This is a genomic window from Brevibacillus fluminis, assembly GCF_003710825.1.
GTDB lineage: Bacteria > Bacillota > Bacilli > Brevibacillales > Brevibacillaceae > Brevibacillus_D > Brevibacillus_D fluminis.
The window spans coordinates 1-19,305 of sequence record NZ_RHHQ01000009.1; the positions used below are offsets into that span (position 1 = coordinate 1).

Genomic DNA, 19,305 nt, shown 5'->3' on the forward strand with positions numbered 1-19,305 from the left:
CTGGTAAGACCCCTCATAGACGATGAGGTTGATAGGTTCGGTGTGGAAGCGCGGTAACGCGTGGAGCTGACGAATACTAATCGGTCGAGGGCTTATCCACAACTAATCCACAAGCATACTTGCGTATCCAGTTTTCAAGGAATAACAAGGGGTGTCGGCACTTTGCCGGCATCCTTTTTGTCGTTTATCCAAAGAGTTGTCCACAGCTTGCACAGCTGGTTGTGACGAATCTGAAAAATTTGAATAACCACAACGAATCGATCAGCGTTATGATAGAGTGTGAGTGAAAACAGAGAGGAAAGGTTTATCCATGATTGAAAATAGTAAGGGGGTCACCATAACAAACCGGCATGGTGAAAGCGAGGAGAACGAAATGAAGCAACAAGTGGCTGACGCGGTAAAAAGCATGATCCCAGAATTGGTGGCATGGCGGCGGGACTTCCATCAGTTTGCTGAATCCGGATGGGTCGAATTCCGCACCGCGTCAAAGGTAGCCGCCCTTCTGAAGGAGTGGGGCTACGACATTCGCATCGGACATGAAGTCGTCAAAGCGGAAGCGAGAATGGGTGTACCACATGCCGCGTTTCTCGCAGAGCAAGAAAAGCGGGCGATCGAGCAGGGGGCGGAGGCCGAATGGCTGCCTTATTTAAGCGGCGGCTTCACCGGCGTGGTTGGCATTTTGGATACGGGGAAACCGGGACCAACGATCGGCTTTCGCTTCGACATGGACGCATTGGACATCCAGGAATCGATGGAGGACGACCATTTACCAAAGGCGGGGGGATATGCTTCCATCAACGCAGGTATGATGCATGCTTGTGGGCATGACGCACACACAGCCATCGGGCTGGGATTGGCCAAGCTGCTGATGGAGCAAAAAGACCAGCTGTCCGGGCGCATCAAGATCGTGTTTCAGCCTGCAGAAGAGGGCGTGCGAGGCGCGAAAGCGATGGTTGAGGCTGGTGTGTTGGACGATGTCGAGCTGTTCTTTTCCGGCCATATCGGCTGCGACATACCTCTGGGGGAAGTTGTTTGCGGTGCAAACGGATATTTGGCGACGACGAAGCTTGATGTCACGTTCAAAGGGTATGCCGCACATGCAGGCGGCAGCCCGGAGGAAGGGAAAAACGCTTTGCTCGCCGCAGCATCTGCCGTGCTGAACTTGCACAGCATCCCGCGTCATTCCAAGGGCGCGTCGCGGATCAATGTCGGCGTGCTACATGGCGGTAGCGGGCGCAACGTCGTACCAGGCTCGGCATTCCTCAAAGTGGAGACGCGGGGAGCGACATCGGAAATCAACGAGTACATGCTGGAGCGCGCGGTGCAAATCATCAAAGGGGCAGCCATCATGCACGAGGCCCAAGAGCAGATTGAAATCGTAGGTATGGCGAACAACTGCGATTCCAGCGAAGCGCTCATCCCCTATATCCGGGCACAAGCCGAGCAGGTGGCAGACGTGCATGCTGTCCATGATATCGTCGAAGCGGGTGGCTCTGAGGATGCGACCTACATGCTGCAGCGGGTTCAGGACAACGGCGGATTGGCCTCATATTTAATGTTCGGGACGACGTTGGCTGCCGGCCACCACAATGAAAAATTCGACATCGATGAAAAAGTCATGGCCATCGCGATTCAAACATACGCGCTGTGCGCATTGAACGCGGGCGACTTAGCGAAACGATAAACAGACGAACGGTTAGCGGCAAGCCAAATACTCGCGAGCAAACCAAAAAACGATTTTAGCGGAGCGGGAGGCGCTGATGGACGATAAAGATTGGCTGATGCTGCAATACATCCATAAGGAGCGCAATTTCACAAAAGCCGCCGAACAGCTCTACATGACGCAGCCCGCACTGTCGTATCGGCTTTCGCAGCTGGAGAAAGAATTCGGCGTGCCGCTGATCATCAAGAGCGGTAAAGTGTTCCGGTTTACACCTGAGGGCGAGCATCTAGTCGCCTATGCGAAAAACATGCTCGCTGAGCTACGTAAGACAACCGATTTCATCGTCAACATGCGGAGCGAAGTGCAGGGGAGTTTGCATATCGGCGCCTCCATCTATTACGGGCAATATGAGCTGCCGCAGAAGCTGCAGCAGTTTTTGGAGATGTATCCGCACGTTGAGGTGCGGGTCGATACCGGATTCAGCACTGAGATTATCCAAGCGCTCATGCAGGAAGAAATCCAGATCGGCATCGTGCGAGGGGATTACGAATGGCTGGACCAGAAGCTTTTGCTCGGCGAAGAGCAGATCAGCCTGATTTCCAAAACAGCAATCGATCCAGAGCGTTTGCCCTGCCTGCCGCGCATCAACTATCGGGCGCCGAAGCTTGCAGTGAAGGCAGTGCGGCATACGTCCACCTCATTGGATGAATCGATCAGCGCGTGGTGGTATGAGCGCTACCAGCAGCCCCCGCTCATCACCATGCAGGTGGACAGCTTTGAAACTTGCAAGGAAATGGTCCGCCACGGACTAGGTTATGCAATCATCCCAAGCAGCTTCGTCAGGCCGAGCGATCAGCTGCACAAGCTAGACCTGATGCTGAAAAATGGCGAGCCTATCACACGCAAGACATGGCTGTTGTATCGGGAAACGGCGATGCAGTTCACAGCGGTGCAAAAGTTTGTCCAGCTGCTGCAGGCTGACAAGGAACAAGAAGCAATCACGGAGGGGCCATAGCGCCTCTCCTTTTTGTTTTCATAATAAAATTTTTTAAGGATTATGCCATAATGTTTTCAATTTCACTTATAAAAACAGCACAAGTAAAATGAGAACGTACCAAACATAGTTCAACTATTTTAAATATTCACGAATAAGTCAAAAGGGGGGGCTTCTAATGAACAGTCAGCAAATGAGAGAAATGAAACAACGAATACTAGAGGCGGTGGATGCGCATGATGAGACGCTGCGAAGCATCGCTTTGACGATTCACGCGAATCCGGAAATCGCCTTTCAAGAAGTGAAAGCGGTTCAATGGCTGACGGCGCCGCTCAAAGAGGCGGGCTTTCGCGTCGAGACGGGCGTTGCTGATCTGCCAACCGCCTTTCGTGCAGAATGGGAAGGACAGCCGGGGGGACCGACGATCGCGCTTTTGGCGGAGTATGATGCGCTGCCTGGATTGGGACATGCCTGCGGGCACAACATCATCGGAACGTCCGCAGTCGGAGCAGCACTTGCTTTACAGCAGGCTTGTCCTGAACTAAAAGGTCGGATCGTCGTGCTCGGAACGCCGGCGGAGGAAGACGGCGGCGGGAAAATCATCATGTGTGAAAAAGGGCTTTTCGATGATGTGGACGCTGCCATGCTGTGCCATCCGCATAAAAAGACGATGGTGCTGCGCGGCGCGCTGGCTTGTGTCGATGCCACCCTGCAATTTTTCGGCAAGGAAGCCCATGCATCATCCGCGCCGGAGACCGGCATCAGCGCGCTCGATGCGATGATCAACGCCTTTGTCGCGATCAACGGGCTGCGCCAATTTTTCAAAGAGGACGTCCGCATTCACGGGATCATCACAAAGGGCGGCGAAGCGCCGAACATCATACCTGAATATTGCGAGGCCAAGTTCATCCTGAGGGCAGCGACAGTGGCTGAGCTCACGGTCGTGCAGGAAAAAGTGTACACAGCCGTCAAGCATGCCGCCGCAGCGGTCGGGGCGCGAGCAGAAATCCAGGAAGGGCTCGTCTACGCGGAGCGCAACAACAATCATGCGCTCGCCGGGCTGTTTGCGCGAAATCTGGAAGCGCTCGGCCTTGAGGTAAGCGAGCCGCCGAAAAAAGGCGGAATCGGCTCTTCGGACATCGGCAATGTCGGCCAGCTCACATCGACGATTCACCCGTACATTCAAATTACCGAAGCGGGCACGCATACGCCAGCGTTTACCGAGGCGACGGCATCAGAGCAGGGGATGGTCGGACTGATTCAGGCGGCAAAAGCACTGGCGATGACAGCCTATGATTTATGCGCCGATGCGAACGCGCTCAAGGACGTGCGAGAAGAATTCATACGCTGGAAGCAAAACCGCGACAAGGAGGTATAGGGATGCACGGAGAGATGGGCATACAAACAAATGGAAGCACAGACAAACCGAAAACGGGCTTTCTCCGCTTTTTCAAGATTCCTCATACGTACGTCATCCTGGTCATCCTGACTTTGGTGGCATGTGTGCTCACGTACCTCGTCCCGGCGGGCGAATTCGACCGGGCGAAAGATGCGCATTCCGGAAAAACGTTGGTTGTGCCGACCTCGTACCACGCGGTTGAGCCGCATCCAATCAGCCTCCTCGAGGTGCCAGGCGCGATTGTCAAAGGCTTGAATGATTCGAGCGACATTGTCTTTTTTATCTTCATTATCGGCGGAGCTTTTCAGATCATTACGGCGACAGGAACCATCGAGGCGGTAACCGGACGCGTGGCCAGGCTGTTTGCCAAGCGGGCCAAGCTGGTCATCCCGGCGTTTCTGGCCATGTTCTCTGTGGGCGGATTTACAATGGGGATGTCATCGGAGGTCATGGTGTTCGTGCCGCTTGGCATCGCAATCGCGCGCTCGCTTGGCTATGATGCCGTGACGGGGACGGCCATGGTGTCCTTGGGAGCATCGATCGGCTTCACCGCCGGCTTGATGAATCCGTTCAACGTCGGAATCGCGCAGGTGATCGCCGAGGTGCCGATGTTTTCCGGTATGTGGCTGCGGGCAATTTTGCTTCTGGTGCTGTTTCTGTTGACCAGCTGGTATCTCATCCGCTATGCGACACGGGAAAAAGCGAAGCAGCCCGAGCAGACGGATGCGGCGGCTAGCATGCAAGCAGAGCTTTCCCAGCTGCCCAAAATGGAGACCAAGCATTACCTCACGCTGCTTGCCATCGCGGCGGGATTTGCGCTTTTAATCTGGGGTGTTTCGAAAAAAGATTGGTGGATGGAAGAGCTGTCGGCCTTGTTTTTGACGATGGGTGTCGTATCTGGCGCCTGCGCCCGATTCGGGCCGAGTAAAATCGCCAGCGAATTCGTCAAAGGTGCGACCGCCATCATGTTCGGAGCGTTCATCATCGGGATCGCCCGCTCGGTTATGATCGTACTGGACGAAGGCAACATCATCGATACGATCGTCCATTCGCTGTCTGCCGTAGTGGGAGAGCTGCCCGGCTCGCTCCAGGTGCTCGGTATGTACCTGTTCCAGACCGTCATGAATGTGTTCATCACCTCCGGTACCGGCATGGCGGCGACGACGATGCCGATCATGGTCCCGCTGGCGGATTTGCTGGGCATCACTCGCCAGACGTCCGTGCTGGCATTCCAGATGGGCGACGGCTTCACCAACATGATCTTGCCGACCTCGTCCGCCTTGATGGGCAGCTTGGCCGTATCGGGTATCTCGTACCAGAAATGGGTCAAATTCTTTTGGCCGCTGATGGTGATCTGGGTCGTCATCGGAGCGGTGTTTGTTATTATTGCAAATGTCATCGGTTATTGAATAAGGAAAAACGAAGGAGCTGTCTTGCCGCCAACGCAAGGCAGCTTTTTTGCACAGAAAAAGCGATATTCGAGGCAGGGGTGTTGGGACCGCCCAATTTGTGGGCTGACAAAAATCCCTTGACGCCTCTTCAAATGAATTTATATAATAAAAACTATAACGTGCGTTAAAATAACGTTATATAAATGTTTCGTCACATATTTGTTTTCCATACACATAACATTGTTTAGGGAGGATGAAAGTATTATGGTGAAATTAGTTGCCGTATACAAGAAGCCGGAAGATGTAGAAGCATTCGATCGTCATTACTTTGAAGTACATGCTCAGCTTGCGGAAAAAATGCCTGGCCTGATCAAAATGGAAGTGAGCAAAATTTACGGCTCCCCAGCAGGCGAAAGCAATCTGCACCTGATCGCAGAAATGTACTTTGAAACAAGAGACGCTTTGATGGAAGCGTTGTCATCTCCAGAAGGTCGCGCAGCCGGCAAAGACTTGATGGGCTTCGCGGGCAAAGTGGTGTCCATGCATTTCGCTGACGTGGTGTAAGCATGAGCGGGAAACTGTATCCTGACGAGCGCGAGCTGCACCGTAAGCATTACGATGAAATTTGCGCCAAGCTGGCTCAGGACACGTTCGGGCAATTTCTCGGAATCAAGCTGATCGAGCTTGGCGAGGGGACGGCTACCGCCGAGCTGGTCGTAGGCGACCACATGCTGAATGCACACGGAACCGCGCACGGCGCCGTTATTTTCTCACTGGCTGATTTCGTGTTTGCAGCCGCGTGCAATTCCTATGGCAAAACGTCCGTCGCTTTGTCTATGAACATCGGATTTTTGGCAGCTGCATTGAAAGGCAACCGCCTCGTCGCCACGGCGACCGAGGAGAAGCGCAACAACCGGACAGCCTGGTACCGCATCCGCGTGGAAAGCGACGGCGAGCTGGTGGCCACGCTTGACGCGCTGGCATACCGCAAAAATGAGTATTTCGTTTCGCTTTCGGAAGAAGCGGAGTAGACGCATATACCAAAATGGAAAAGGGTTTCGGCGAGTAACGCGGCAGTATCCTTTTCCATTCTTTTTTTCAGTTCTATCATCATCGATCTCTCGGCAGGTCATCGGGGAGGCTTATCATGGCAAACGTCAGCAATAATCGATTCAATCACTATCTCGGCATCGAGGTGCTGCATCGGGATGATCACGGGGCAAAAGTGGCGCTGCAAATCAGGCCGGAGCTGTGCAATAGCATTGAACATGTCGTGCATGGCGGCGTTACGGCCACGCTGGCAGATGTCGCTATGGGACACGGCGCTGCGCCGCACGTGGATGGCGTGCAGCAGTGCGTGACCGTGGAAAGCAAAATTCAGTATCTGTCCATGGCGAAAGGCAGCATGCTGACTGCAGAATCAAAGGTTCTGAAAAGTGGCAAAAGCATCATTGTGATGGAAGCGCGCGTTTTCTGCGACGGACAGCTGGTAGCCTTCGCCACCGGCACGTATGCGCGGGTGAAGCCGAAGCAAGAGAAAGAAGCGTAACAGACAAGAGAAGCTAAGTGTGGAGTCTGGGAGGGTGGACTATGAGCGTCAGCAATCAGGAGACCGTACGTTTGGAAATCAAGGGACATCTCGGCATCATTACGCTGGCACGTCCCGATGAATTGAATGCGCTTAACTACGAGACGCTGGAGCGCTTGGGCGCGATCGTCGAGGAGCTGCGCCTGTCGAGCAGAGAGGTGCGCGTAGTATTGCTGCAAGCGGAAGGACGCGCATTTTGTGCTGGAGCGGACTTGAAAGAGCGCCGCACGCTGACCGAGCAGCAGGTTCGCCGCAACGTTCGCAAAATTCGCGATGTTTTCTCAGATTTGGAGCGGCTGCCGCAGCCGACAATCGCGTTGATCAATGGGTTTGCTTTTGGCGGGGGCTTCGAATTGGCGCTCGCGTGCGATTTCCGCTTTGCTTTACGCGAGGCGAAGATGGGCTTGACCGAGGTGAGCCTCGGCATTATCCCTGGCGCAGGCGGCACACAGCGCTTGACTCGCTTGATCGGCCCGTCCAAGGCAAAAGAATTGATTTTGACCGCACGCCGGATCACGGCCGATGAAGCGCTTGCCATCGGCTTCGTGAATGGGGTAGCGGACAGCACCGAGCAGCTTGTGCTAATGGCGAGCTCGCTGGCAGACGAGATTTTGGCGAATGCGCCTTTGGCGGTTTATCAGGCGAAAGCAGCGATTGACCGGGGCGCGAGCGTCGATCTGCAGACCGGTTTGGATATCGAAACGATGTGTTACGAAGTGATTATTCCGACGAAAGACAGGCTTGAAGCATTGGAAGCGTTCCGTGAAAAACGAAAGCCAGTCTATCGCGGCGAATAGCTGGCATCCCAGAACAGACCAAAAGACAGGGGGAGTATGGAATGATTTTCAACAAGGAAATGGAAACGCTGTCACGTCAGGACATGGAAGCTGTGCAGCTGGAGCGTCTGCAATCGACAGTGAAGCGTGCATACGAGCGCGTGGCTTTTCATCGCAACTCGTTTGATCAAGCAGGGGTAGGACCGGACGACATCAAATCGCTGGATGACCTTCGCAGCCTTCCGTTTATGAAAAAGACGGACTTGCGTGAAAATTATCCGTTCAACCTGTTTGCCGTCGATATGAAGGATGTGGTGCGCATTCACGGCTCATCCGGCACGAAGGGCAAGCCCACGGTCGTCGGCTACACCAAAAAAGACATCGAAAACTGGGCGGACATCGTCGCGCGCGCCATCTGCAGTGCTGGTGGACAGCCTGGCGATGTGTTCCATAACGCATATGGCTACGGCTTGTTTACAGGCGGACTTGGCATCCATTACGGCATCGAGCATCTAGGAGCAATCGCCGTACCGGTGTCCGGTGGCAATACGTCCCGCCAAATCACATTGATTCAGGACTTCCAGCCACGTGGATTGGCAGGAACGCCTTCTTACATTTTGAACATCGTCGAAGAAATGAAAAAAATGGGCATCAACCCGCGTGAAACAAGCATCAAGTACGGCATTTTCGGCGCAGAGCCGTGGTCGGAGGAAATGCGCAAGCAACTGGAGGAAGAGCTCGATATCAAAGCGGTCGACATTTACGGTTTGAGCGAGGTCATGGGGCCAGGCGTATCGATCGAGTGCCATGAGGCGCAGGATGGTCTGCACATCGCCGAGGACCATTTCCTTGCCGAAATCATCGATCCGAATACGGGCGAGGTGCTTCCGTACGGAGAGGAAGGCGAGCTGGTATTCACATCGCTCACGAAGGAAGCGTTCCCGGTCATCCGTTACCGCACAGGCGATATCGCATCCCTGAATCCACAGCCCTGTAAGTGCGGACGGACAACCATGCGGATGTCGCGGATCAAAGGTCGCGTCGACGATATGCTGATCATCCGCGGCGTCAACGTATTCCCGACCGAAATCGAATCCGTGCTGCTCACCTTTAAGCAGCTGGCGCCGCACTATCAGGTGGTGATCGAACGCGACGGCGCACTTGACCGTTTCGAAGTGCATTGTGAGCTGACGTCGGAATACGCCAAAACTCTTGCCGAACAAGACATCACCGCCAGCCAGTCGGCATTGGTCAAGGAGATCTGCCATATGATCAAAAATACGCTTGGCGTTTCCGTTGTGCTGCGCGTACTCGCACCGAATTCGCTTTTGCGCAGTGAAGGAAAAGCGATTCGCATCGTCGACAATCGGAACAAGCCGCAAGCCATCTAACCTTTAGGGCAAAGGAGAAAGGTGTGAAAACGAGCATGGCCTATGAATTCATCACGGTCTCAATCGAGGATGCGATCGGCATCGTTGCGCTTAATCGGCCAAAAGTGTTGAATGCGCTCAATCTGGCGCTTATCGACGAGCTGGTGGCGGAGCTAGAGAGGCTCGACCGCGATCCGGCGATTCGCGTCATCATACTGACCGGCAATGACCGTGCGTTTGCCGCAGGCGCCGACATCAACGAAATGGCAGAAGAATCAGCCATCTCCATCATGCAAAAAGACCAGTTCGCTGTATGGGACCGGATGCGCCTGATCTCCAAACCGATCATTGGTGCAGTTAGCGGTTTCGTGCTTGGCGGCGGCTGCGAGCTGATGATGAACTGCGACTTGATCGTCGCTTCTGAAACAGCGGTCATCGGCCAGCCGGAAATAAAGCTCGGCGTCATGCCGGGAGCCGGCGGAACGCAGCGCCTAACCCGCGCGGTTGGCTTGCGCAAGGCGATGGAGATGCTCTTGACCGGAGAGCCGATCAAAGCGGACGAAGCGCTGCGCTATGGACTGGTCAACAAAGTCGTGCCGGTAGAAATGTATTTCAAGGAAGCGCTGCAGCTGGCCAAACGAATCGCAACGCAGCCGCCCCTCGCTGTGCAGGCGATCAAAAAAACGGTGCACAAAGCGGAAGATTTACCGCTCGATGAGGGAATGGATTATGAACGAAACGCCTTTTATCTGCTGCTCGCAAGCGAGGATCGGCAGGAAGGGATGAAGGCGTTTTTGGAAAAGCGCAACCCCCATTTTACCGGGAGATAGGAGGCAGTTATGTTTCAGACGATTACGTATGAAGTGACCGATCGCGTCGCCGTCATCACGATGAACCGCCCAGATAAATTCAACGCATTCACCGAGCGGATGCACAAGGAGATTATCGAAGCGCTCAAGCAAGCGCAAAAAGACCAGGATGTCCGCTGCATCCTGTTCACCGGAGCGGGCCGCGCATTCAACGCTGGTCAGGACTTGGGCGATGTCATCGGTCAAGAGGTCGATTTCGGCGGATTTTTGCGCGAGCGCTACAACCCGATGGTGCTGCAGTTCCAAAAGACGGAGAAGCCGATCGTCGCTGCGATCAACGGAGTTGCGGCAGGCGCGGGAATGAGCGTCGCCTTGGCGTGTGACCTGCGTGTCATTTCCGAGAAAGCTTCGCTGGTCAACGCATTCGTCAACATCGGACTTGTCCCGGATTCCGGCGGCTGCTACTTTTTGCCGCGCATCGTGGGGCTGGGGAAGGCGCTTGAGCTGGCGATGCTCGGAGAAAAAATCACGGCGGATGAAGCATACCGCATCGGTCTGGTAAATCAGGTGTTCCCTGCCGAAGATTTTGCAGAACAGGCACTTGCCTATGCGCGCAAGTTGGCGAGCTTACCGACCAAAGGCATCGGACTGATCAAGCGCACCATGTACAAAGGCTTGCAGATGGATCTGGAACAGACATTGGAATACGAGGCCTATGCTCAAGAGATCGCAGGCAAGACAGCGGATTACGAGGAAGGGGTCACCGCGTTTATCGAAAAGCGCGCGCCTTTCTTCACCGGGCAGTAGCTGCCAAAGGAGGTTGCCACAATGGAAATGACAACAGTCGGTGTGATTGGCGCCGGGACGATGGGGGCAGGCATTGCCCTCGTTTGTTCTCGCCGCGGCTATCAGGTACTTTTGCTTGATGCCAATCAGGCTGTTTTGGATAAAGCGAATGCATATTTCACCTCCACGCTGGAGCGGGATGTTGCCAAAGGGAAAATTACGGAAGCGCAAAAAGAGGAGACGCAAAAGCGGATCACGCCAGTATCCGCGATGGAGCGGCTTGGCGACTGTGATGTCGTCATCGAGGCTGTCCCTGAGCGACTGGACTTGAAAAAATCGATCTTTACATCGCTCGCGCAGCTTTGTAGAAGTGACGCGCTGCTTTTGAGCAACACGTCCTCGATTTCGATAACCGAAATCGCCGGAGGGCTTCCGCATCCCGAACGGATTCTCGGCTTCCACTTTTTCAATCCTGCTCCAGTCATGCCGCTGGTCGAGGTCATTCGCGGGATGAAGTCGGGCGAGGATGAAGTGCAGCGTGCCTACCGCTTTGCCGAGGCGCTCGGGAAGGTACCGGTGCTGGTGACGGACACGCCTGGCTTTATCGTCAACCGCATCGCGCGTCCTTATTATAATGAAGCGCTGCGCATCTTGGGTGACGGCGTCGCGGACGTGGCAAAAATCGACCGGATCATGAAGCGGGCAGGCTGTTTCAAAATGGGGCCGTTTGAGCTGCAGGACATGATCGGCATCGATATCAATTTTGCCACAACCGAGTCGGTGTACAGCGACTTTTTCCAGGAAGGAAGATTCAAGCCGAGCCGGATTCAGCAGCGGATGGTACAAGCGGGCAGCTTGGGCAGAAAGACGGGTGAAGGTTTCTATGACTACAACAAGTAAAGCGATTTTGCTCGCGGGTGAGGGACCGCTGTATTCCGAGCTGCAGCAATTGATCACCGAGCACGGGTATCGTGTCGTGTCGGTTGAAGAAGCGGAGGCAAGCGAGGTCGGATTGGCGCTGGAAGTGACCAATGGCGATCTCGATTCCAAAAAGGAGCGCGTTCGCGAGCTGGATCAACTGCTTCCCGCCTATGTGCCGATTGTAGCGACATCGCTTGCCATTACGGCGACAGAGGTGGCGGCATGGACTGCACATCCGGAACGCGTCTGCGGCTTCGGCACCTTGCTGCCGCTTGCCGAACGCGAGCTGTTTGAAATCGCGCCAGCTTTGCAAACGGAGGAACCGATTCTTTCGCAAACCGTGACGTTTTTCCAGTCGCTCGGCAAAGAGACGGAGATTGTTGACGATGAAGTGGGACTTGTGTTCCCGCGTATCCTTTCCTTGATCATCAACGAGGCGGCTTTCGCCCTGATGGAAAAGGCTGCGACCGCAGCCGATATCGATACGGCGATGAAAAAAGGCGTGAACTATCCGTACGGGCCCTTGGAATGGGCCGACCGGATCGGACTGGACGAAGTGTATGCAATCGTTCGCGGCCTGCACCGCGATTTGGCCGAAGAGCGCTATCGTCCGGCGCCGCTTTTGCGCAAGCTGGTGCTGGCTGGCCGAGTGGGAAAGCGCAGCGGGCGGGGCTTTTACGTATATGAGAATGTGGGTGACACAACATGACGTACGCAAGAAAAGACGTATATGTCACAGCAGCGGTACGCACGCCGATCGGTAAGCTGGGCGGCAGCTTGAAGCATGTGGCCAACGATGAGCTCTGCGCGATCGTGCTTGATGCGGCTTTGAAGCGGACCCATGTGCCGGGTAGTGAAGTGGATGGAGTCATCATGGGCAATGTCGTTTCGGCAGGGCCTTTCATTAATATCGCACGCGTAGGCTTGCTAAAGGCCGGTTTACCGGAAAGCGTGCCGGGCTTGACTGTAAACCGGGTCTGCGCATCTGGTTTGGAGGCCGTCAATCTGGCAGCGCAATCGATTCAGGCAGGACATGCCGAGGTGATGCTGGCAGGCGGCGTGGAAAACTTGACCCGTGCGCCTTATATCATGGAAAAATTCGAGCAGCCGTTTCAGCGCGGGGGCCAGACGCTAATGGAATCGTTCGGCGGGCCGCGTTCCGCTCCGGTCGCAATTTATGGCGAACTGACGATGGGCGAAACGGCGGAAAACGTGGCGGAGCAGTTTGGGATCAACCGGGAGGAGCAGGATCGATTCGCAGTGGAAAGCCACCGCCGCGCGATCGCAGCCATTGATGCCGGACGGTTCAAGGAAGAGATCGTGCCAGTTCACATTCCGGGGAAAAAAGGCGAAATCACCTTGTTCGATACCGATGAATTCCCACGCCGCGATACGTCAATGGAGAGCCTCGGCAGACTGAAGCCGGCTTTCCGTAAAAACGGCACGGTCACCGCGGGCAATTCGTCGGGCATCAATGATGCAGCGGCAGCGCTCGTTTTGATGAGCGGCGATGCGGTGAAAAAATACGATGCCAAGCCGTTGGGGCGTGTCATCCACTTTATTAGCGCAGGCGTCGATCCTCGCGTGATGGGCATCGGGCCGGTCGCTGCGGTTCGCAAGCTGCTCGCAGAGGTCGGGATGAGCGTCGAGGACATCGATCTGTTTGAGCTAAACGAAGCGTTCGCATCGCAGTCACTCGCTTGCATCCGTGAGCTGGGACTCGATCCGGAAAAAACCAATGTCAACGGCGGAGCAATCGCGCTCGGCCACCCGCTCGGCTTCAGCGGGGCACGGCTTTTGGGTACGATCCTGTACGAATTGCGGCGCCGCAAGCAGCGCTATGGAATCGTCACTTTGTGCATCGGCGGTGGACAGGGACTTGCCACGCTGGTCGAAGCGATGCCGGAATAACGAGCCAACGAAAAGAAAAGCATGATCGGTCCACGAGCTGCGGTCAGAGTGAACCATTCGAATCTGACTCAAACGCATCGTGGCGTGAGATGGAGGGAGCAGGAGATGAAGACAGCTGTTATTGTAGATGCGGTACGCACGCCAATCGGTCGGCACGGAGGTGCGCTGAAAGATGTGCGCCCGGACGATTTAGCCGCGCATGTGATCGCCAAGTTGCTGGAACGCAACGGGATCGATCCGCTTTTGATTGACGATGTAATCATGGGCTGTGCCAACCAGGCGGGTGAGGACAACCGTAATGTGGCGCGGATGGCCTCTCTTTTGGCTGGACTGCCGGTGGATGTGCCGGGCGTGACGGTGAATCGGCTGTGCGGCTCGGGGCTGGAAGCGGTGAATCAGAGCGCCAACGCGATCAAAGCGGGAGCAGGTCGCGTGTACATCGCGGGGGGAACCGAGAGCATGACGCGCGCGCCGCTCGTGATGATGAAGCCGGGAGCAGCGTTTGCACGCGGCAATCAGCCGCTGTACGACACGACCTTGGGCTGGCGCATGGTCAATGAAAAGCTGGATGCGATGTATCCTGCCATCAGCTTAGGCGAGACGGCGGAAAATGTAGCAGAGCAGTACGGGATTACCCGCGAGATGCAAGATTTGTTCGCGCTGGAAAGCCAGCAAAAATACGCTCGTGCGCAAGCGGAGGGTTTGTTCGCGTCCGAGATTGTGCCGGTCGAGCTGCGCGGCAAAAAAGGCGAGGTTACGCTTTTCGAGCACGACGAGCATCCGCGTCCACAGACCACGCTCGAGCAGCTGCAAAAGCTGAAGCCTGCGTTTAAAGCGGACGGCAGCGTGACGGCGGGCAACTCTTCCGGGATCAATGACGGTGCATGCGCGCTTTTGGTCATGGAGCAGGAGACGGCGGAGCAGGCGGGCCTGAAACCGCGCGCACGCATCGTGGCATCCGCCGTGGCAGGCGTCGATCCATCCGTGATGGGAATCGGTCCGGTTCCGGCCATTCGCAAGCTGCTAAAACAGGCAGAGCTATCGGTGGCAGATATCGATTTGTTCGAAATCAACGAAGCGTTTGCGTCCCAGTCGGTTGCCAGCGTGCGCGAGCTTGGCATCGATCCGGAGCGGGTCAATGTCAATGGCGGTGCAATCGCGATCGGCCATCCGCTTGGCGCGAGCGGTGCACGGATTTTGGCTACCCTGCTGTATGAAATGGAGCGCCGTGGTGCGCGCTATGGCGTAGCGGCGATGTGCATCGGCGTCGGTCAGGGCATCGCCACATTGATCGAGCGGGTGTAAGGAAGGGGGCGCCAAGCCTTGAAAAACGGACTTTTGCCAGGGGTGGAAGCGACCGTGCGAATTATGGTGACGGATGAGATGCTTGCCGCCTTTGATGGAGAAGTGATTCATCCGGTCCTCTCGACAGTCAGCATGATCTACCATATGGAAAAAGCGGGGCGAGACGTCATCTTGCCGTTTTTGGAGGAGGACGAGGAAGGCTGCGGCTTTGCGGTCGAGATCAAGCATGTCGGTCCGGCGGTGATCGGTCAGGAGGTCGTCTTCCACGCGGTCTGCACGGAGGTGACCGACACTCGCGTCGTCTGTGAGGTGACGGCCCATACTGCGCTGGGCCGTGTCGGTTACGGCTCCTTTACCCAAGCGCTGTTCAAAAAAGAAGACATGAAGCGGCGCATTCAAGACTTGCAAAAGCAGGTCGAAGCTACGCGGTAGCGCGAGAGAGTGACAAATCCTTGTCCAACCGTCAAAACAAATTGACTTAGGCTAGCAAGCTTCATTATAATGACGTACGAAATACGTCACATATCTTTCGCATCATATGAGCTGGAGCGATTTCACTCAATTGCGAATTCGTGTGAATCGATCTGGGGGTAAATGTACCATGAAACCGCAATCCATGTTGTTCACCATCTATGGTGAGTATGTCAGACATTACGGAAGTGAAATCTGGATCGGCAGCTTGACCAAGCTGATGGGTGAATTCGGACTGTCGGAGCCGGCTGTCCGCGCGGCGATTTCGCGCATGCTCCGCCAGGGCTGGCTGGATTCGCGCAAAGTGGGTAACCGCAGCTATTATTCGATGTCAGCACGGGGGAAAAACCGGCTTGAAGAAGCCGCCGCCCGTATTTATAAAGTGGAAGAGAGTGACTGGGACGGCCGCTGGTGCATTGTCAGCTACAATATTCCGGAGGAGCGCCGCGCTTTGCGCGACCAGCTGCGCAAAGACTTGTCGTGGATGGGCTTCGGCATGCTCACGACCAGCACGTGGATCAGCCCGAACAATCTGTCTGACTACGTGAAGGAGCTCACCGAGTCCTATGACATTAAGGACCATGTAGAAATGTTTTACGCCGATCATCTTGGCTGGAGCGATCCGAAGGAACTGGTGAAAAAGTGCTGGAACCTCGATGAGATCAATGACGCCTACAAAAGCTTCATCGATGTCTATCGTCCGCAGTTCGAGCAGATGGCCGACGATTTGCGCCAAAACAAGGACGTCGCGGACAGCTACTGCTTCGTGGAAAAGACCAAGCTCGTCCATGAGTACCGCAAATTTTTGTTCATTGACCCGGACTTGCCGCAAGAGCTGGTGCCCGAGCTGTGGCTCGGCAAAGAGGCCGATCAGCTGTTCAAGGATTACTATGCCTTGCTGAATCCAGGTGCGGTCCGCTTTTTTGAAGATGCTTACGAAGTCGCACCCGAGCAATAAGCCATTTGAATCAGTGAGAGAAGAGAAGCTCCGACCATGCCTGCATGAAGCATGTGTCTGGAGCTTTTTTTGTCGGGAGAGCAAGCCTCATCCTATTCAGCATCATCCAGCAAAATCAGCCCAGAATGAAGCGAATGACCGCCTATTGCGAATTTATATAACGTTATGTTATTATTACGTTACAGAAACGTATTATAATAATACCATAACATAAATTGCATCAAAGGGGGCAGGAGCATGCAGACCCAGTCTGACATGAGGGACATGACGGACAATGAAAAAATGGAAGCGTTTTTAGCCCGGATCGATCGCGGTGAAAAGATCGAGGCGGACGACTGGATGCCGGACGATTACCGCAATCAGCTGATCAAGCTGATCTCGATGCACGGCATCAGCGAAATTATGGGAGCGCTTCCGGAAAAGGAATGGGTGCCAAAAGCGCCGACGCTGCGCCGCAAGCTGGCGATTATGGCCAAGGTGCAGGATGAGATGGGACACGGGCAGCTCCTGCTGCGCGTAGCGGAAGATCTGATGGCACCTTTGGGCAAGAATCGCGAAGATTTGCTAAATGACCTATTTACCGGAAGACTGAAATTCCATAACGTGTTCCATATGGAAGCGCCGACGTGGGCCGACGCGGGCGTAATCGGCTGGCTGGTCGATGGAGCCGCGATCATCACGCAAACGATGTCGCTAGATTCGTCCTATGCCCCGTACGCACGGGCGCTGCACCGGATCTGTGCGGAGGAAAAATTCCATGCACAGCACGGTGAGAGCATCGTGCTCGAGCTGGCGGAAGGAACGGCTGCGCAAAAGCAAATGCTGCAGGACGCCGTCACCCGCTGGTGGCCATCGTTGCTAATGTTTTTCGGACCGCCTGAAGACGGGCAGATTACCAGTAACCAGCAGCAGAACATGCGCTACAAAATCAGAACGCAGACGAATGAAGAGCTGCGCCAGGCTTTCTTAAACAAATATGTGCAGCGGATTTTCCACCTTGGCTTGACGCTGCCGGATGAGACAATTCATTTTGATGAAGCGGCGAACAAGTGGGTATATCAACAGCCTGACTGGAATGAATTCAAGCAGATCGTCAAAGGGAACGGACCTCGCTCCAGCCAGCGTCTGCGCTTGAGAGAGATGTCCTATGAGGAATCAAAATGGGTGCGGGATGCCATCCTGGCATACGGCCGCGTCGCAGGGTAGGTGAAGAGGAATGAGCAACCAGGTGAATTCAAACGAGTCGTTCTTGATTTTTGAGGTATTTAGTCAGAAGAATCCCACTTCCTCATTTGTTCACCAATTCAGTTTGCTTGCGCCGAACAAGGAAGTCGCGATGACAATGGCGCGGGAAAACTTTTTGCGGCGGGAGCCTTGCATCAACCTTTGGGTGGTGCAGCGCGAGGACATTCATGTCCTGCCGGTGGAGGAGCGTCCGCTTTTGCAGCGTCTGGACAACAAGAGCTATCGGGAAACAAAGGGCTACGGCGATTTGCAATCCAGATGGCGCGCCCATAAAGAAGAGTACGATAAACGCATGAAAAATGCGGAAAGCGGCAGCTAAGGGGGCAGGGATGATGAGCGCTTACTCATTGGTGGAAACGGTCGAACAAGCAAAACAAAATCCCGACTACGCAAAAGCGCTGACGGAGCTTTTGTTTCAATTGGCCGACGATGACTTCATTTTGGCGTACCGGGGCTCGGAATGGCTCGGCCTCGCGCCGCATATAGAAGAAGATGTGGCCTTTTCCTCCATGTCGCAGGACATGATGGGCCATGCGGTGATGTTTTATGAAATGCTCGAGGCGCTTGGCGTGGGCAGCGCGGACGATTTGGCGCAGCTGCGCGGGCCGGAGGCTTTCCGCAATGTGATTTTAGCCGAGCGCAAAAACGGCGCGGGCGAATATTTGGCGGAGCCGCACTATGATTGGGCATACGCGATCGTACGAAGCTATGTGTACGGGCTGTTCAAGCAGGCACGCCTCGATGCACTGGCGCAATCGTCCTACGTGCCGCTCGTGCATGCCAGCCGGAAGATGAAGACGGAGCACCGGTACCATCTGATGCACTGGCAAGTATGGATGAAGCAGTTGGCGAACAGCACCCCAGAAGCGCGCGAGAAGCTGGAAGCGGCTGTCGCGAGTGTGTGGGCGGATGCAGGCGAGCTGAGCAGCCTCGGACCAAGTGCGGATGACATCGTGCGCTTCGGGCTTTTGGTAGATGAAGCGACGCTTCGCAATCAATGGCTGGCGCATACAGCAGCGGCTTTCGCACAGATCGGCATCGTGGCACCGGGCGAGCCAGGTGTGCCGCAGCAAAACGGCCGCAGCGGCGAGCATACCGCCGAACTGGCTCAAGCTTTGCAAACATTATCGGAAGTGTATCGTATCGATCCAGTGGCCAATTGGTAAAGGGAGGTGAGCCGTAAAATGGCATACGAAACGGCAGCTATGTTGGAGAATGCGTGCTGGAAGCTTCTAGAAGAGGTGAAGGATCCGGAAATTCCCGCGATCAGCATGGTGGAGATGGGCATGATCCACAAGGTCAGCGCGAATGACGGCGTCGTCGTCGTGGAGGTTTTGCCTACTTTTGTCGGCTGTCCCGCACTGGAAATCATGAAGAAAAACATAGTAGACACCTTGGGTCCTATTGAGGGAGTCAAGGAGGTTCACGTCCGGTTTGTCTATGATCCGCAATGGACGTCAGACCGGATATCCATAGAAGGCAGAGGGAAGCTCCGCAGCTTCGGCATCGCGCCTCCTCCACTCGACTACAAGGATGGCGATCCGTGGGAGGTCACTTGTCCGTACTGCGATTCGCCATACACGAAAATAGAAAATCTTTTCGGGCCGGCAGCCTGCCGCAGCATCCTGTACTGCCGCCATTGCAAAAATCCGTTTGAGGCATTAAAGCCTATCTATTAAAAAGCGGGCAGCGAAATCGAGCAGCGTAAATCGAAAGGA

General features: G+C 55.0%; 21 protein-coding genes and 1 rRNA gene. All 22 read left to right on the plus strand.

Features of this window, described 5'->3' with window-relative positions; all coding sequences use genetic code 11:
* Positions 1 to 100, plus strand: a 23S ribosomal RNA gene (locus EDM56_RS12715); the annotation flags it as partial.
* Positions 101 to 373: 273 nt separating this feature from the next.
* Positions 374 to 1,684, plus strand: coding sequence for an amidohydrolase (locus EDM56_RS12720; RefSeq protein WP_122918302.1), 1,311 nt, complete (start codon positions 374 to 376; stop codon positions 1,682 to 1,684).
* A 76-nt stretch (positions 1,685 to 1,760) separates the two neighbouring features.
* Positions 1,761 to 2,678 (plus strand): LysR family transcriptional regulator, encoded by a 918-nt coding sequence (locus tag EDM56_RS12725; RefSeq protein WP_122918303.1) that lies wholly within the window; start codon positions 1,761 to 1,763, stop codon positions 2,676 to 2,678.
* Positions 2,679 to 2,835: 157 nt separating this feature from the next.
* On the plus strand, positions 2,836 to 4,035 hold the full coding sequence (locus tag EDM56_RS12730) for a M20 family metallopeptidase (protein WP_122918304.1): 1,200 nt from the start codon (positions 2,836 to 2,838) through the stop codon (positions 4,033 to 4,035).
* 2 nt (positions 4,036 to 4,037) lie between these two features.
* Positions 4,038 to 5,465 carry a YfcC family protein gene (locus EDM56_RS12735; RefSeq protein ID WP_246009366.1) on the plus strand — a complete coding sequence of 476 codons (1,428 nt, stop codon included), beginning with the start codon at positions 4,038 to 4,040 and terminating at the stop codon, positions 5,463 to 5,465.
* Positions 5,466 to 5,711: 246 nt separating this feature from the next.
* The gene (locus tag EDM56_RS12740; protein ID WP_122918305.1) at positions 5,712 to 6,011 is read left to right on the plus strand and encodes an EthD family reductase; all 300 of its coding nucleotides are present in this window, start codon (positions 5,712 to 5,714) and stop codon (positions 6,009 to 6,011) included.
* A gap of 2 nt (positions 6,012 to 6,013) precedes the next feature.
* Positions 6,014 to 6,478 carry a PaaI family thioesterase gene (locus EDM56_RS12745; protein ID WP_122918306.1) on the plus strand — a complete coding sequence of 155 codons (465 nt, stop codon included), beginning with the start codon at positions 6,014 to 6,016 and terminating at the stop codon, positions 6,476 to 6,478.
* Between the two features lie 116 nt (positions 6,479 to 6,594).
* Positions 6,595 to 6,996 (plus strand): PaaI family thioesterase, encoded by a 402-nt coding sequence (locus EDM56_RS12750; RefSeq protein ID WP_122918307.1) that lies wholly within the window; start codon positions 6,595 to 6,597, stop codon positions 6,994 to 6,996.
* A gap of 41 nt (positions 6,997 to 7,037) precedes the next feature.
* The gene (locus EDM56_RS12755) at positions 7,038 to 7,832 is read left to right on the plus strand and encodes an enoyl-CoA hydratase-related protein (protein WP_122918308.1); all 795 of its coding nucleotides are present in this window, start codon (positions 7,038 to 7,040) and stop codon (positions 7,830 to 7,832) included.
* Positions 7,833 to 7,873: 41 nt separating this feature from the next.
* Positions 7,874 to 9,202, plus strand: coding sequence for a phenylacetate--CoA ligase PaaK (gene paaK / locus EDM56_RS12760; RefSeq protein WP_122918309.1), 1,329 nt, complete (start codon positions 7,874 to 7,876; stop codon positions 9,200 to 9,202).
* Positions 9,203 to 9,237: 35 nt separating this feature from the next.
* The gene (locus EDM56_RS12765; protein WP_122918341.1) at positions 9,238 to 10,011 is read left to right on the plus strand and encodes an enoyl-CoA hydratase-related protein; all 774 of its coding nucleotides are present in this window, start codon (positions 9,238 to 9,240) and stop codon (positions 10,009 to 10,011) included.
* Positions 10,012 to 10,020: 9 nt separating this feature from the next.
* A complete protein-coding gene (locus EDM56_RS12770; protein ID WP_122918310.1) occupies positions 10,021 to 10,797 on the plus strand; it encodes an enoyl-CoA hydratase-related protein in 777 nt (258 codons plus the stop codon).
* Positions 10,798 to 10,818: 21 nt separating this feature from the next.
* Positions 10,819 to 11,676, plus strand: coding sequence for a 3-hydroxyacyl-CoA dehydrogenase NAD-binding domain-containing protein (locus tag EDM56_RS12775; protein WP_122918311.1), 858 nt, complete (start codon positions 10,819 to 10,821; stop codon positions 11,674 to 11,676).
* Positions 11,660 to 12,406: a 3-hydroxyacyl-CoA dehydrogenase family protein gene (locus EDM56_RS12780; protein WP_122918312.1), complete on the plus strand. Its 747-nt coding sequence runs from the start codon at positions 11,660 to 11,662 to the stop codon at positions 12,404 to 12,406. The genes EDM56_RS12775 and EDM56_RS12780 overlap by 17 nt, the downstream gene beginning before the upstream one ends.
* On the plus strand, positions 12,403 to 13,608 hold the full coding sequence (locus EDM56_RS12785; RefSeq protein ID WP_122918313.1) for a thiolase family protein: 1,206 nt from the start codon (positions 12,403 to 12,405) through the stop codon (positions 13,606 to 13,608). The genes EDM56_RS12780 and EDM56_RS12785 overlap by 4 nt, the downstream gene beginning before the upstream one ends.
* 105 nt (positions 13,609 to 13,713) lie before the next feature.
* Complete coding sequence (locus EDM56_RS12790) at positions 13,714 to 14,913, plus strand: thiolase family protein (RefSeq protein WP_122918314.1); 1,200 nt, start codon at positions 13,714 to 13,716, stop codon at positions 14,911 to 14,913.
* Between the two features lie 18 nt (positions 14,914 to 14,931).
* Positions 14,932 to 15,345, plus strand: coding sequence for a thioesterase family protein (locus EDM56_RS12795; RefSeq protein WP_246009367.1), 414 nt, complete (start codon positions 14,932 to 14,934; stop codon positions 15,343 to 15,345).
* 169 nt (positions 15,346 to 15,514) lie between these two features.
* Complete coding sequence (paaX, locus tag EDM56_RS12800) at positions 15,515 to 16,342, plus strand: phenylacetic acid degradation operon negative regulatory protein PaaX (RefSeq protein ID WP_122918315.1); 828 nt, start codon at positions 15,515 to 15,517, stop codon at positions 16,340 to 16,342.
* A gap of 237 nt (positions 16,343 to 16,579) precedes the next feature.
* A complete protein-coding gene (paaA, locus tag EDM56_RS12805) occupies positions 16,580 to 17,548 on the plus strand; it encodes a 1,2-phenylacetyl-CoA epoxidase subunit PaaA (protein WP_122918316.1) in 969 nt (322 codons plus the stop codon).
* Positions 17,549 to 17,558: 10 nt separating this feature from the next.
* A complete protein-coding gene (gene paaB / locus EDM56_RS12810; protein ID WP_122918317.1) occupies positions 17,559 to 17,906 on the plus strand; it encodes a 1,2-phenylacetyl-CoA epoxidase subunit PaaB in 348 nt (115 codons plus the stop codon).
* 13 nt (positions 17,907 to 17,919) lie between these two features.
* The gene (gene paaC / locus EDM56_RS12815; protein ID WP_122918318.1) at positions 17,920 to 18,753 is read left to right on the plus strand and encodes a 1,2-phenylacetyl-CoA epoxidase subunit PaaC; all 834 of its coding nucleotides are present in this window, start codon (positions 17,920 to 17,922) and stop codon (positions 18,751 to 18,753) included.
* Between the two features lie 18 nt (positions 18,754 to 18,771).
* Positions 18,772 to 19,266 (plus strand): 1,2-phenylacetyl-CoA epoxidase subunit PaaD, encoded by a 495-nt coding sequence (gene paaD, locus EDM56_RS12820; protein ID WP_122918319.1) that lies wholly within the window; start codon positions 18,772 to 18,774, stop codon positions 19,264 to 19,266.
* The last annotated feature ends 39 nt before the right edge of the window (positions 19,267 to 19,305 follow it).

What these genes read in the sequence shown, in the direction of transcription:
- EDM56_RS12765 (WP_122918341.1), top strand. Translation starts at nt 9,238, where the DNA reads ATGGCCTATGAATTCATCACGGTCTCAATCGAGGATGCGATCGGCATC.
- EDM56_RS12745 (WP_122918306.1), top strand. Translation starts at nt 6,014, where the DNA reads ATGAGCGGGAAACTGTATCCTGACGAGCGCGAGCTGCACCGTAAGCAT.
- EDM56_RS12730 (WP_122918304.1), top strand. Translation starts at nt 2,836, where the DNA reads ATGAACAGTCAGCAAATGAGAGAAATGAAACAACGAATACTAGAGGCG.
- EDM56_RS12750 (WP_122918307.1), top strand. Translation starts at nt 6,595, where the DNA reads ATGGCAAACGTCAGCAATAATCGATTCAATCACTATCTCGGCATCGAG.
- paaC (WP_122918318.1), top strand. Translation starts at nt 17,920, where the DNA reads ATGAGCGCTTACTCATTGGTGGAAACGGTCGAACAAGCAAAACAAAAT.
- paaB (WP_122918317.1), top strand. Translation starts at nt 17,559, where the DNA reads ATGAGCAACCAGGTGAATTCAAACGAGTCGTTCTTGATTTTTGAGGTA.
- paaA (WP_122918316.1), top strand. Translation starts at nt 16,580, where the DNA reads ATGCAGACCCAGTCTGACATGAGGGACATGACGGACAATGAAAAAATG.
- EDM56_RS12790 (WP_122918314.1), top strand. Translation starts at nt 13,714, where the DNA reads ATGAAGACAGCTGTTATTGTAGATGCGGTACGCACGCCAATCGGTCGG.
- EDM56_RS12720 (WP_122918302.1), top strand. Translation starts at nt 374, where the DNA reads ATGAAGCAACAAGTGGCTGACGCGGTAAAAAGCATGATCCCAGAATTG.
- EDM56_RS12735 (WP_246009366.1), top strand. Translation starts at nt 4,038, where the DNA reads ATGCACGGAGAGATGGGCATACAAACAAATGGAAGCACAGACAAACCG.
- paaD (WP_122918319.1), top strand. Translation starts at nt 18,772, where the DNA reads ATGGCATACGAAACGGCAGCTATGTTGGAGAATGCGTGCTGGAAGCTT.
- paaX (WP_122918315.1), top strand. Translation starts at nt 15,515, where the DNA reads ATGAAACCGCAATCCATGTTGTTCACCATCTATGGTGAGTATGTCAGA.
- EDM56_RS12725 (WP_122918303.1), top strand. Translation starts at nt 1,761, where the DNA reads ATGGACGATAAAGATTGGCTGATGCTGCAATACATCCATAAGGAGCGC.
- EDM56_RS12740 (WP_122918305.1), top strand. Translation starts at nt 5,712, where the DNA reads ATGGTGAAATTAGTTGCCGTATACAAGAAGCCGGAAGATGTAGAAGCA.
- paaK (WP_122918309.1), top strand. Translation starts at nt 7,874, where the DNA reads ATGATTTTCAACAAGGAAATGGAAACGCTGTCACGTCAGGACATGGAA.
- EDM56_RS12770 (WP_122918310.1), top strand. Translation starts at nt 10,021, where the DNA reads ATGTTTCAGACGATTACGTATGAAGTGACCGATCGCGTCGCCGTCATC.
- EDM56_RS12780 (WP_122918312.1), top strand. Translation starts at nt 11,660, where the DNA reads ATGACTACAACAAGTAAAGCGATTTTGCTCGCGGGTGAGGGACCGCTG.
- EDM56_RS12755 (WP_122918308.1), top strand. Translation starts at nt 7,038, where the DNA reads ATGAGCGTCAGCAATCAGGAGACCGTACGTTTGGAAATCAAGGGACAT.
- EDM56_RS12775 (WP_122918311.1), top strand. Translation starts at nt 10,819, where the DNA reads ATGGAAATGACAACAGTCGGTGTGATTGGCGCCGGGACGATGGGGGCA.
- EDM56_RS12785 (WP_122918313.1), top strand. Translation starts at nt 12,403, where the DNA reads ATGACGTACGCAAGAAAAGACGTATATGTCACAGCAGCGGTACGCACG.